Below are 11974 nucleotides of genomic sequence, written 5' to 3'. Positions count from 1 at the left end.
GTGGTGGGGCGGTGGGGGAAGAGGTCCTGGTAGTTGATGGTGGCGATGATCTGTGGACGGTTGCCGCCGGCGGCAGGCAGGGAGTTGGTGGAGAGTCCTGCTTTGACGGCGCCGATGATGCCGTCGAGTTGTTTTTGGGGGCGGGTGCGACGTTCAAGGTCCGGACCCGCATCCTGGGGCGCGTCGTTCCAGACAGTGTCCTGCACGGTCGCACTTCCGTCTCCGGTTGCGGCGGCCATGACTCTGTTCATTGCGGCGCCGCTGCCTGTGTCGGTTTGGGGCTCGGTGCGTGTCCCGCTGCCTGCCTCAGTTTCGATGCCTGCCGCTGACCCTGCTCCTGCCTCTGCCTCTGCCCCCGTCCCGGTCTCGGTGGAGACGGTGGTGCGGGGGTTCGTGGCGGCGTTCATGGCAGTGAGGAGGTGTTCGTACTGGTCTGTGGTGGCGAAAATCTCGAGTCGGTGCAGGCCATGGCGGGGTTTGCGGATGAACGCTCCCTGGGTGTGGCGGAGGGCTTCTTCGCTGGGTTCGGTGCCGTCGGCGTCGATGGTCTCGGCCCAGCGCTGCGCCAGGCGGGCCACGAAGTCTGGGTCGGCGGTGGCCGCGGCGTCGGTGAGGTCGTGTTCAATCCGGTCCAGTACATCCGGAGTGGTGTGGTGCCGGATGCGGTCCAGCGCAGCGGTGATGATTGTCCCGGCGTAAGAGGACACCACTGGCGCAGAAGCCCGCTCCGGTGAGACCCGATCCGTACCCTCGTCCGTACCCCCATCCGTCTCTTTGCCCGTGTCCGCAGCTGTTTCTTCGAAAGTCGTGGCTCCATCGGCTGACCCGGCCGTGGATGGGTTGGGTGCAGGGGCAAGGGCGCTTGCGAGATGTGGCCGGGCCGGCGGGAGGGGCTCGCCCGTGAGGCTGGTCCCGGGCAGGGCCTGGTCAGCGAGTGCGAGGCGGCGGCGGGCCTCGCGCAGGGGGATTCGGAGCCTCAAACGGAGGAACTCCGCGGTGTTCCTGCACCCGTCGTCGGCCGGCGAAGTCACAACCGGCACTGCGCCCCACATCCCTGTTCCCGCCACGGGAGTAACCACGCCACCGGCAACAGTGGCTGCGCTGGGTGCCGGTTCAGTGGGCATCGGGTCGCTGCGTTGCAGGTAACTGTGGTCCGTGCCGCCCGTTGTGGTTTTGCCCGGCCAGTCGGCGTCTGTCTCGTTGAGTGTTTCGACGCCGCTTTCCCACCCGGTGACCCAGCCCCGGGACCGCGTGGACCGGGCGGCTGCCGCTGCGATGACTGCTTCGCTTCGGGTCCGGTCAACAGCGCCGGCAGCGAGTAGCTGCAGGCATTCAATACTCCGGGCGAGGTCCTCAACCTGGCCGGCGAAGTCGGCGGCCTGGACGTAGCCTGCCGCCGCAAGGGTATCCGGGGCAGTAAGCGCCGCAGCATTAAGCAGGTCTCCGATTCCTGACAACCCGGCCTGCGGCTGTCCAGCTGCTTCTTCAACACGTCCGGAGGCGCCGTCAGTAGCAGGTGCGGGGGGCGAACCGGGCCCGTCAGCAGGGGCCGGAGTACATTCGACAGCTACTGCAGTGAGGTGGCCTGGGATCACAGGCCGGGTGCCTGGCGGAGGTGGAAGGAGGAAACATGCATTGCGGAGTCCGGGGGTAAAACCGCCGGACTCCGCAAGCTGGTTCGCCATCACCTTCATGGGATAACTCTGCCAAAGGCCACTGGCAAAAGGGTCGGCTAAAGCGGCTGTGTGGATAACCCGGGAAACCGATACCAGTATGGGCAGGATATCCACATAGCCGCGGAGCCGTTTGGCAATTCGCTGCTGGGGTGGAAACCCGCTCCAGTGGTTAAGACGCCGCTGGCCGCCGCGTCCCCCAAGGATCGCGACGGCCAGCAAAGCCATTCAGTTGTAGCACAGGCAAGCGGTAATTACGTTGTCAAGCGGAAACCGCTCTGCCGTATACCGTCAGAGCCGCCTGTCAGGACTTCGAATCAGTTTCGTCCGAGGTGCCGAGGTTGTGGGTTTCCGGGTGCGTACTGTGCGCGGGGATGTGGCCTTCGCCAAGGTCGTCGCCGCCCGGGGTGCCGGCACTACGAATGCCCGTAGTTCCAGCAGTGCCGAAGCCGCCCGAAGTACCGGCAGCGCTGGTGCCGTTAGCGCGGGTCGTCGCGGCGTCGTCGGACGTTGGCGACTTCTTCTCACCCGAGGCGCCCTCGCGATGCATTGCCGAGCCGATGACCGTGCCTGCCCGGCGGGCGGCCTCACTCAACTGGTCCGCAACTTCGGGGGCTTTTTCCTTGATGGTCTCCGTCGCCACGGCAACCTTGTCCTGCACGGGCTTGCTGTCCCAGATGCCGGCGGCCCTGGCCTTGAGCTTGTCGTACGCTGCCCGGCCCGACCGCGATCCAAGCACATATCCGGCGGCGATTCCTACGCCCAAAAGAAGTTTGTTTTTCATAATGAAATCCTGCTCCCTGAAGAGATTCAGTTCCGGCCAGAGAGACCGGGAGATGGAAAAGCCGGCCTGGGGATGTTGTCCCCAAGCCGGCTTTCCTGGCTGGCGCGGCAGTTAGCTGCGTGCGCCACGCTTGGTGATCATGCCGTATACCAGCAGCACGATAAGTGCGCCGCCGATGGCCAGCAGCCAGGTCTGCAGCGAGAAGAACTCCTGCAGTCCGCTGCCGAAGATCATTCCGCCGATCCAGCCGCCGAGGAGTGCTCCAACGACGCCCAGGACCAGGGTGATGATCCAGCCGCCGCCCTGACGGCCCGGGAGGATCGCCTTAGCGATCGCGCCAGCAATAAGGCCGAGAATTAGAAATGCAATGAATCCCATTTTTTGTTCCTCTTCCTAAGTAAAGGAGGCCTCCGGATCCCGGGGGCACTTCATCCTTCTGCCTCAATAGTAATCATGCTTACTATCTATTTGCCAACCCCGGATTGAAGAAAAGCCCATTTCAGGGCTGTTTAGTGCCCCGTAACGTCGGAATCGTTGCCCGCGCCGGGCCCTTCGTCGAGGATAGCCAATTCCGCTAGATCCTGCGGATCCAGGGCGAAATCGAAGATATCCAGGTTTTCCCTCATACGCTCCGGATTGGCTGTTTTCGGAATCGTTACAATTCCGTGCTGAACGTGCCACCGAAGGACCAGTTGGCCGGGCGTTTTACCGTGCTTTTCGCCGAGCTGGGAGAGGATGGGCGCGCCGAGCAGGCCCGCCCCGGAGCCGCCCAGCGGGCTGTAGGACTCCGTGACGATGCCGTGCTTTTCATGGAATTCCCGCTCGGCAGCGCGCGTTATTGCCGGGGACAGTTGGATCTGGTTGAGGGCGGGAACAATGTCCGTTTCAGCCATCAGCCGCTCCAGGTGGGAGGGCTTGAAGTTGGAGACCCCGATGGAGCGCACTTTCCCCTCCGATTGGAGGCGTTCAAAGGTCCTCCAGGTGGAGATGTACTCGTCCCGCGCCGGCAGGGGCCAGTGGATCAGCAGCAGGTCCACGTACTCCAGCCCCAGCCGCTCCAGCGATCCCTCCAGTCCTTCCACCGCCCTGTCGTTGCCCTGGAACTGGCCGTCCAGCTTGGTGGTGATGAAGAGCTCATCGCGGTCAACGCCGCTGGCCCGGATGCCGTTGCCCACGCCCTGCTCATTGCCATACTTCACGGCCGTGTCGATGTGCCGGTATCCGGCTTCAAGGGCTTGTACGACGGCGGTGGCCGCCTGGTCATCATCCAGCGGCCAGGTGCCAAGGCCCACCTGCGGGATGGAGTGGCCATCATTGAGTGTGATCAGCGGTGCACGTGTCATTGGAACAGTCTCTCCCGGATTTGCATGTCCCAGCCCTTGGACGCCCTAAGAATATTGTCGGCGTTGTACTGGAGGGACACGCCGGCAGGACGGTACGGCCTCAGGCGCCACTGCGCACCCAGGCGATGAGCCGGTCGCTGAGGGCCATGTAGTCCTGGTCCACAGTCTGCAGCCGGGGGTTCGCGTCAAACCACTGAACGATTTGGCGGGCGCCGTCGGCGAACGGGATGGTGGCGTGGTAGCCGGGGACCAGGGACTTGATCTTGGTGTTGTCGAAGACCACGGAGTGTGAGCGGTCGCCCAGGAGGTTAGCGCCGAGTTCGGCGCTGTGAGCAGCGATGGTTTCCGAAGACACATGGACCAGCTCCGGCTCCGGAACGCCCGCGGCCCGCGCGAACAGCTGGTAGATCTGGTTCCACGGCAGGTACTCATCCGAGGTGATGGTGTAGCTTTCGCCCACCGCCTGCGGCCGGCCCAGCAGCCCCACGAAGGCCTTGGCAAAGTCCTGGCTGTGGGTCAGGGTCCACAGGGATGTCCCGTCGCCGTGCACCATGACCGGCAGCCCCGAGCGCATCCGGTAGATATCAGTCCAGCCGCCCACCATGGCGATCTTGGTGCGGTCATAGGTGTGCGAAGGGCGGACCACGGTCAGCGGGAAGTCCTGCTCGCGATATGCCTTGTAGAACAGTTCCTCGCAGGCAATCTTGTCCCGTGAGTACTGCCAGAACGGATTCTTCAGCGGCGTGGACTCAAGGATCGGCAGCCTGGTGGGCGGCTTCTGGTAGGCGGACGCGGAGCTGATGAACACGTATTGCCCGGTGCGGCCGGCGAATAGATCCAGGCTGGCCTGCGCCTGGTCTGCCGTGAAGGTAATAAAATCAGCGACGGCGTCGAACTCGCGCCCGGCGAGCACCGCACGGACCGCGGACGCGTCCCTGACATCGGCCGTGAGAATTTCCGCCCCATCCGGGACCGGCCTTGTGGACCGGCCCCGGTTGAGGATGGTGAGCCGGTGTCCCAGTGCGACGGCCCGTTCTGCCGCCGCCGCGCTGATGACTCCTGTGCCGCCGATGAAAAGGATGCTTCTCGGCGCCACAGCGTCGGCGTCAGGGGTGAGTGGGTTCACCACGCGTAGTCTTCCGGCGCCGTGCGGTGCCCCGGGAAGATGTCATCCAGCCGCTTGAGGGCGTCGGCGTCCAGGGTGACGTCGAGGGCGCGCACGGCAGCGTCGAGCTGTTCCTGGGTCCGCGGTCCCACGATGGGGGCCGTGACGGCAGGCTGGTGCAGGAGCCAGGCAAGGGCAACGTCGCCGGGCTCGTGGCCGAGCTCATCCGCGAAGTCCTCGTACTGGCGGATCTGGTCCTGGTGCTTCTTGAGGGTCTCCGCCGCACGGCCCTCGGTGCGCCGGACGCCGTCGCGCTCCTTCTTCAGTACCCCGCCCAGAAGCCCGCCCTGCAAAGGGGACCAGGGGATGAGGCCCAGCCCGTACTGCTGTGCGGCCGGAATGACCTCCAGCTCCACCTGGCGCATGAAGAGGTTGTAGATGGACTGCTCGCTGACCAGGCCGGTGTAGTTGCGGCGGCGGGCCGCCTCCTGCGCCTGGGAGATGTGCCAGCCGGCGAAGTTGCTGCTGCCGGAGTACAGGATCTTGCCCTGCTGGACGGCGACCTCGATGGCCTGCCAGATTTCGTCCCACGGGGTGTCTCGGTCGATGTGGTGGAACTGGTAGACGTCGATGTAGTCGGTCTGCAGGCGCTTCAGGCTGGCGTCCAGGGCCCGGCGGATGTTCAGGGCGGAGAGCTTGGATTCGTTGGGGCGGTCCGTCATGGTGCCGTACAGCTTGGTGGCCAGCACCGTGTGTTCCCGGCGCTCGCCGCCCTTCGCGAACCAGCGGCCAATGATCTCTTCCGTCCAGCCGCGGTGGCCGGCGCCGCCGTAGACGTTGGCGGTGTCGAAGAAGTTGATGCCCTGTTCATGTGCCGAATCCATGATGGAGTGGGCATCCGCTTCTTCCGTCTGCGGGCCGAAGTTCATGGTGCCGAGGCAGAGGCGGGAGACTGTGAGGCCGGAGCGGCCCAGGTGGGTGTACTGCATGGGTTGTCCTTTCGGGGGACGGGTCCGGGGCGCTGGTCTACAGCTGGGTGAAGGCGGCGACGGCGGGGTCTGACCCGATCCGGGCGCCGGACTCCAGGGCGGTGATGGCGGAAAGTTCGTCCTCCGTGAGCTTCAGGGAGGATGCGGCGAAGTTCTCCCGCATGCGTCCCGGGTCCACGGACTTGGGGATCACGATGTTGCCTGTTGCCAGGTGCCAGGCGAGCACCACCTGGGCCGTGGTGGCGTTGTGTGCCTCGGCGATGGACGTGACGGCGTTTCCGTTGAGGTCGCCGCCCTGGCCGAGAGGGCTGTAGGCCTCGACGCCGATGGCCAGGTCGCGGCATTTGGCTGCAAGGGCCGCCTGCTGGTAGCTGGGGTGGAGCTCGATCTGGTTGACGGCGGGGACGATCTCCGCGGACTCCAGCAGGTTGTCCAGGTGTTCGGCCAGGAAATTGGAGACGCCTATGGCGCGGATCTGCTTGTTCTCGTACAGCCGCTCCATCTCTTTCCAGGCCTGGACGTAGAGCCCTTGGGAGGGGACCGGCCAATGGATCAGGTAGAGGTCAACGAAGTCCAGCCCCAGTGCTTTGCGGCTGTTCTGGAAGGCTTCCTGCGCCCGGCCCTGTTCGCCGTTCCGGAGCTTGGTGGTGACGAAGATGTCCTCGCGCGGAATCCCCGTGGCTGCAATCGCCGCGCCCACTCCGGCCTCGTTGCGGTACCCGGCGGCGGTGTCGATGTGGCGGTAGCCGGCCTCGAAGGCGTCCTCCACAATCCGCTGCGTGTCTTCGGGCGGGACCTGGAAAACGCCGAGGCCAAGCTGGGGGATAGTGACGCCGTTATTCAGTGTCAGCTCTGACATGGGGGCTCCTTGATGCGCTGGTGCGGTAGAGGGGTGCCGCGGACTCGACAGGAAGAAAGCGTTTTCCGCTGGCTCCCTCCTGAGCCTATGCACTTTTGGCCGGTAAGTCAGCAGGACTGCCTGATTCTGTTTTTCCTAGGACTGCCAGTCCTACCTTCGTTGTAGAACAGAACCACCGTGCCGGGCACAATGGTCTGCATGGGTCAAAGCGCCGAGTTCGGAAAATTCCTCAAAGCCATGCGGTCCCGCCTGAGCCCCGAGGATGCTGGTGCGGGGCCGGCATCCGGCGCCCGCCGGGTTCCCGGCTTGCGCCGCGAGGAAGTCGCCCGCCTGGCCGGAGTCAGCACGGACTACTACGTCCGCCTTGAGCAGGGGCGGAACATCCACCCTTCACGCACTGTCCTGGATGCAGTGTCGCGCGCCCTCAGGCTGGATACCGGCGAGCACGCGCACATGCTGGACCTGCTGGAGAACTGCGCCGGGTCCGCCCGGTCTAGCGTCGCGGCCGCCCAGGGTGTCCGCCCGGCACTCCGCCAGCTCCTGGAAGCGGTGGGGGACGTGCCGGCCATGGTGCTCGGGCGGCGCAGTGATGTCCTTGCCGGAAACCGGATGGCCTTCCTGCTGTTCACTGACTTTCCCGCTCTTCCAGCAGCGGAACGGAACCTGACCCGCTGGCTCATTCTTGATCCCGGGGCCCGGGAGCTTTTCCGGGACTGGAAAACTGTTGCGGCAGAGGCGGCAGGCGCCTTGCGGGTGGACGTCGGCCGGCATCCCAACGACGCCCAGGCCAACCAGCTGGTGGGCGAACTGGCGGTACACAGCGAGCACTTCCGGCAGTGGTGGGCAGGACACCGGGTGGCCACGAGGTCGGCGGGGAGCGTTCGGCTGCATCATCCCGCCGTCGGGGACCTGGAACTGAACTTTGAGAACCTGGCTTTCCCGGACGATCCCGACCAGACGCTCCGGGTGTATTCCGCCAAGGCTGGCTCGCCGTCGGCCGATGCCCTTGCGTTGCTGGGGAGCCTGGGGGCCGCTGGACCGGAGGCAGCAGTCCGCGACGCCGCTCCGGCGGTTGCCGAGAACCGGGAGTAGAGACCCGGGAACATTGTGCTTTTGGCCAGTTGAAGCGGGTGATTCTGGCCACGAGCCCATTGGGGAAGAACTGCGCGCTTCCTAGGCTGGAGCTACACGCTTTCTCCACCCAAGGATGGTCTCAACGATGAAACGCATCGCACTGCTCAAGGAACGCAGGAGCGCCACGGCCGGCGCCCCTTCCACGGCCACAGGCTCGCACTGCCCGGTGTCCGGTCTCTGGAGTCCGGACCATGATCCGCACACCGTCCTGTCCTTCTTCGAAGGCCACGTGTTCCCAGCGTTCGACGGCGTTCCAACAGTCTGGCGCCGGCGCTCAGCCGGTACCGTCTCGGCAAACTAGTTAAACCCAAACTGGCCCGCACCCGACGTCCCCGAATCGGGGTTTTTCGACGTTAGGTGCGGGCCAGTTTGGGTTCGGGCCGTTATTCTTCGAGGCGGAAGCCGATCTTCATGGTGACCTGCCAGTCAGCGATCTTGCCCTCTTCAAGGTGGCCCCGGATTTCCTTCACCTCGAACCAGTCCAGGTTGCGGAGGGTCTGTGAGGCCTTCGCGATGCCATTGCGGACGGCCTCGTCCACACCCTGGTCCGACGTGCCGACAATTTCAGAAATGCTGTACGTGTGGTTGGACAACTTCGCTCCTAGTGATCGCCTTGGGGCTCCCGGTTGCGGGCCGTTCTTGAAGACTAGTAGGACTCCGAGAACGTTGACCAGCCTTATCCGGATGTTCCGTGGCTGGTGCCGGGGAGGCCGTCACCGCCCCGCCGGCGCGGTGACGCCCTGATCCCAGGGGAAAGCCGGCCTACTTCGCCTCGAGCACCAGGTTCTTGAGGTCGTCCAGCGTCTGCTGCATGTGGTTATCCATGGCCTCCCGGGACCGCGCAGGGTCACGGGATTCCAGCGCCTCGGCGATTTTCTGGTGGTGCCCGATTGCGTGCTCCTGGATTTCCCGGACCGCGGACGTCTGGGTGCGGCGCTTCTGCAGCACCTGGTGCAGCGGTTCGAACAGGACGGACACAAACACGTTCTCGGAGGCATGCAGGATCAGGTCGTGGAATGCCAGGTCCGCTTCCACAAAGGCGGCAACATCGTTGACCTCGTGGGCGGCGCGCATGCTGTCCACGTGGCTGTAGAGAGCCTGGATATCCTCATCGCGGATCCGCCCGGCAGCCAGTTCGCAGGCACCTGTTTCCAGCATCCGCCGGAGCTCGATGAGCTGGACCGAGGTCTCTGCCTCGTTCTTTCCCTCCGACGCAGCACGCAACACCGCCTCAAGCGACGCCCAGCGGTTCAGGGGGTTAACGAACGTGCCGCGGCCGCGTTCAACACTGAGGATCCGCTGGGCCTGCAGTGTTTTCATGGCCTCGCGCACCGTCATCCTGCTGACCTCGTGCCTGGCACTCAGTTCGTGTTCGCCCGGCACCGTGGCGCCGGGCGGGAACTCACCGGTGATGATGCGGTCCAGTAGCTCATCCGCCACCTGTCCCACCAGTGATTGCCTCGCCATTGTGCCCCCGTCGATCCTTCACTGCATATGTCGGACAAGTCTACTTGCGCGTCTGTATGTCGTGTGCCACACTAAACGAAATGCAAGATGTCAGACATCTTACAGTTACCTTTCCACCGGGATCCGCCGCGCCGGATTCGTACAACGTATTCATACACAATGGAGTGCACTGTGACGCTTGAAGCAGACGTTCTGGCCGCCTACCCGGCCGAGGTCCGGATTCCCGCCGAGCTGGTGGCCAGCGCCCTGGCCGCCTCCAATGCGGAAACCCCGCGGGTCCTGGTAGTGCTCGACGACGACCCCACCGGAACCCAGTCAGTTTCGGATTTGCCCGTGCTCACCCAGTGGGAAGTAGCGGATTTCATCTGGGCCTTCAGCCAGTCCAAGCCTGCCGTCTATGTCCTCACAAACACCCGCAGCCTGGACCCTGCCGAGGCCGCCGCCCGCAACGAGGAAGTGGTCCGCAACGCCCTCGCAGCCGCAGGGTCCCCCCAGGAACTGCGCCTCGGGTTCGTCAGCCGCAGCGATTCCACCCTCCGCGGCCACTACCCGCTGGAGCCGGACGTCATTGCCGCAACGGTTGCGGACGTCAGCGGAGAAAAGACCGACGGCGTGGTCCTGGTCCCTGCCTTCCCCGACGCCGGGCGCGTCACCATCGGCGGAGTCCACTACATGCGCGGCACAGGAGCGGAGACCGGCACACTCACCCCCGTGTCCGAGACGGAATTCGCCAAGGACGCCACCTTCGGGTTCAGCACCTCCGTCATGGCCGACTACGTTGAAGAGAAGTCGCAGGGCCGCTTCGGCGCCGGCTCGGTGATCGTCCTGGACCTCAACATCATCCGCGCCTCCACCGATCCGCAGGCCACTGCCAATGCCATCGCCGACGCCATCGAACCGGCCACCGGTTCCACCCCCATCGTGGCGGACATCGTCACCGAAAACGACCTTCGCGCCCTGTCCCTGGGCCTCGAAGAAGCCGAACGGCGCGGCAAGAAGCTCCTCTACCGGGTGGGCCCCCCGTTCGGGCGTGCCCGGATCGGCCAGGAGATCCGCACCGAACTCAGCGGCGCCGAGGCCTACGCAGGCAACACCCCCTCCGAGGCGGGGGGCCTGATCGTCGTCGGATCCCACGTGGGAGTCACCACGCGCCAGCTCAAGGCACTCACCGACCAGCACAGCGCCGCCCGGATCGTGGAGATCGACGTCGAAAAGCTGCTCGGAGCCCCCAGTGACGCCGAAGTGCACCTGGACCGGACCGTGGACACCGTCGTCGAAGCCCTCCGCGGCGGCGACGTCATCGTCCACACCAGCCGCCTGCTGATCAAGGCAGACGACCCCGCCGAAAGCCTGCGGATCGCCCGCACGGTTTCCGCCGCCGTCGTCGCCGTGGTCAACCGGACACTGAAGACCTTCCCGCCCCGGTTCGTCATCGCCAAGGGCGGCATCACCTCCTCGGACGTGGCCGCCCACGGCCTTGAGATCCGCCACGCCATTGTCCGCGGCCCCATGCTGCCGGGCATCGTCTCCCTTTGGGAGCCCGTGGATGGCCCCGCCAAGGGCATCCCGTACATCGTCTTCGCCGGCAACGTGGGCGATGACCAGTCCCTCGCCGACGTGACCCGCAAGCTCAGCAGCACCTTCTAGTCCCCACCCGCTACAGATCCCGCACACATTCAATGGAGAACACCATGACCAGCAACTACACCGTCACGGTCCTGGGCCTCGGCGCCATGGGCCTGCCCATGGCCACCCGCCTGGCGTCCCAGCTGACCGTCCACGGCTTCGACATCGCCGAACCCCGCCTGAAGCTCGCCGAAGAGGCCGGCATCGCAACCTTCGCCACCGCCCGCGAGGCCGCCAAGGGCGCCGACGCCGTCCTCCTGGCCGTCCGCAACGGCGAGCAGCTCAACGACGTCCTGTTCGGCCAGGGCGGCGTGGCCTCGGTGCTGGAGCCGGGCGCCGTCGTCATCCTCGGCAGCACCGTCGGCACCGAAGCCATCCCCGCAACGGTCGCCAAGCTGGCCGAATACGGCGTCGAGCTTGTTGACGCACCGCTGTCCGGCGGCCCCAAGCGCGCCGGCGAAGGCGACCTGCTGATCGTCGTCGGCGCTTCCCCGGAAGCCCGCGCAAAAGCGGCCCCCGCGCTGGAACTGCTGGCCTCCACCCTGACCGTGGTGGGCGACAAGCCCGGCGACGGACAGGCCCTCAAAACCGTCAACCAGCTGCTCTGCGGCGTCCACATCGCCGCGGCCGCAGAAGCCATGGCCCTCGCCGACGCGCTGGGACTGGACCAGGCCAAGACCCTCGCCGCGCTCGAGGCCGGCGCCGCGGGTTCGTTCATGCTCTCCAACCGCGGCCCGCGCATCCTTGAGGCGTACACCGAGGAAGGCGCCGAGGTCCTGTCCCGCCTGGACATCTTCGTCAAGGACATGGGCATCGTGGGCAAGGCCACCCGCGCCGCGGGCCTGGCAGCCCCGGTAGCCGCCGCCGCCGAACAGCTCTACCTCTTGGGCCAAGCCCAGGGCCTCGCCGCTGCCGACGACTCCGCCGTCATCAAGGTCGTCGCACCCACCAAGCGCACAAAGTAGCCCCGCCTTCCCCCCAAACGTGCGACGGC

At 65.6% G+C, this 11974-nt stretch carries 12 protein-coding genes and 1 pseudogene; 4 read left to right on the top strand and 9 right to left on the bottom strand.

The genetic code is table 11. The features are described from left to right. The 7 genes and pseudogenes from NFU08_RS20560 to NFU08_RS20530 form a co-directional block, all read right to left on the bottom strand. A pseudogene (locus NFU08_RS20560) lies at positions 1-1457 on the bottom strand (hypothetical protein); the annotation flags it as partial. 520 nt (positions 1458-1977) lie between these two features. Then, positions 1978-2457: a YtxH domain-containing protein gene (locus tag NFU08_RS20555; protein ID WP_251425896.1), complete on the bottom strand. Its 480-nt coding sequence runs from the start codon at positions 2455-2457 to the stop codon at positions 1978-1980. Between the two features lie 111 nt (positions 2458-2568). After that, positions 2569-2835, bottom strand: a complete 267-nt coding sequence (locus NFU08_RS20550; RefSeq protein WP_174180614.1) for a GlsB/YeaQ/YmgE family stress response membrane protein — start codon at positions 2833-2835, stop codon at positions 2569-2571. Positions 2836-2966: 131 nt separating this feature from the next. Next, the gene (locus NFU08_RS20545; protein WP_251425894.1) at positions 2967-3800 is read right to left on the bottom strand and encodes an aldo/keto reductase; all 834 of its coding nucleotides are present in this window, start codon (positions 3798-3800) and stop codon (positions 2967-2969) included. 100 nt (positions 3801-3900) lie between these two features. Next, positions 3901-4929, bottom strand: a complete 1029-nt coding sequence (locus NFU08_RS20540; RefSeq protein WP_251425893.1) for an NAD-dependent epimerase/dehydratase family protein — start codon at positions 4927-4929, stop codon at positions 3901-3903. After that, complete coding sequence (locus NFU08_RS20535) at positions 4923-5894, bottom strand: aldo/keto reductase (protein WP_251425891.1); 972 nt, start codon at positions 5892-5894, stop codon at positions 4923-4925. Before NFU08_RS20535 ends, NFU08_RS20540 begins: the two co-directional genes overlap by 7 nt. Positions 5895-5931: 37 nt before the next feature. Continuing rightward, entirely contained in the window at positions 5932-6753 is an 822-nt protein-coding gene (locus NFU08_RS20530; protein ID WP_251425889.1) for an aldo/keto reductase, read from the bottom strand. Between the two features lie 198 nt (positions 6754-6951). On the opposite strand from NFU08_RS20530, the gene NFU08_RS20525 reads away from it, so the two are divergent. Together NFU08_RS20525 and NFU08_RS20520 are read left to right on the top strand one after the other, a co-directional pair. Next, the gene (locus NFU08_RS20525; protein WP_251425887.1) at positions 6952-7845 is read left to right on the top strand and encodes a helix-turn-helix domain-containing protein; all 894 of its coding nucleotides are present in this window, start codon (positions 6952-6954) and stop codon (positions 7843-7845) included. 127 nt (positions 7846-7972) lie between these two features. Beyond that, positions 7973-8188, top strand: coding sequence for a hypothetical protein (locus NFU08_RS20520; RefSeq protein WP_251425886.1), 216 nt, complete (start codon positions 7973-7975; stop codon positions 8186-8188). 82 nt (positions 8189-8270) lie between these two features. Here the strand turns inward: NFU08_RS20520 and NFU08_RS20515 are convergent, their stop codons facing one another. Together NFU08_RS20515 and NFU08_RS20510 are read right to left on the bottom strand one after the other, a co-directional pair. Beyond that, complete coding sequence (locus NFU08_RS20515) at positions 8271-8480, bottom strand: dodecin (RefSeq protein WP_066273346.1); 210 nt, start codon at positions 8478-8480, stop codon at positions 8271-8273. Between the two features lie 169 nt (positions 8481-8649). Beyond that, a complete protein-coding gene (locus NFU08_RS20510) occupies positions 8650-9354 on the bottom strand; it encodes a FadR/GntR family transcriptional regulator (RefSeq protein WP_174180582.1) in 705 nt (234 codons plus the stop codon). A gap of 171 nt (positions 9355-9525) precedes the next feature. On the opposite strand from NFU08_RS20510, the gene NFU08_RS20505 reads away from it, so the two are divergent. Both NFU08_RS20505 and NFU08_RS20500 read left to right on the top strand, forming a co-directional pair. Continuing rightward, complete coding sequence (locus NFU08_RS20505) at positions 9526-11001, top strand: four-carbon acid sugar kinase family protein (RefSeq protein ID WP_251425884.1); 1476 nt, start codon at positions 9526-9528, stop codon at positions 10999-11001. Between the two features lie 44 nt (positions 11002-11045). Next, a complete protein-coding gene (locus NFU08_RS20500) occupies positions 11046-11945 on the top strand; it encodes an NAD(P)-dependent oxidoreductase (protein ID WP_251425882.1) in 900 nt (299 codons plus the stop codon). Positions 11946-11974 lie beyond the last annotated feature (29 nt).

The organism is Pseudarthrobacter sp. NCCP-2145 (assembly GCF_023708005.1).
GTDB classification, from domain to species: Bacteria; Actinomycetota; Actinomycetes; order Actinomycetales; family Micrococcaceae; genus Arthrobacter; species Arthrobacter oxydans.
Note: the sequence above shows the minus strand (reverse complement) of the source record. Positions and strands in the feature narration are given on the sequence as shown.

Coding starts and splice junctions, on each gene's coding strand:
- NFU08_RS20525 (WP_251425887.1), top strand. CDS start 6,952: ATGGGTCAAAGCGCCGAGTTCGGAAAATTCCTCAAAGCCATGCGGTCC.
- NFU08_RS20530 (WP_251425889.1), bottom strand. CDS start 6,753: ATGTCAGAGCTGACACTGAATAACGGCGTCACTATCCCCCAGCTTGGC.
- NFU08_RS20545 (WP_251425894.1), bottom strand. CDS start 3,800: ATGACACGTGCACCGCTGATCACACTCAATGATGGCCACTCCATCCCG.
- NFU08_RS20500 (WP_251425882.1), top strand. CDS start 11,046: ATGACCAGCAACTACACCGTCACGGTCCTGGGCCTCGGCGCCATGGGC.
- NFU08_RS20535 (WP_251425891.1), bottom strand. CDS start 5,894: ATGCAGTACACCCACCTGGGCCGCTCCGGCCTCACAGTCTCCCGCCTC.
- NFU08_RS20510 (WP_174180582.1), bottom strand. CDS start 9,354: ATGGCGAGGCAATCACTGGTGGGACAGGTGGCGGATGAGCTACTGGAC.
- NFU08_RS20555 (WP_251425896.1), bottom strand. CDS start 2,457: ATGAAAAACAAACTTCTTTTGGGCGTAGGAATCGCCGCCGGATATGTG.
- NFU08_RS20520 (WP_251425886.1), top strand. CDS start 7,973: ATGAAACGCATCGCACTGCTCAAGGAACGCAGGAGCGCCACGGCCGGC.
- NFU08_RS20550 (WP_174180614.1), bottom strand. CDS start 2,835: ATGGGATTCATTGCATTTCTAATTCTCGGCCTTATTGCTGGCGCGATC.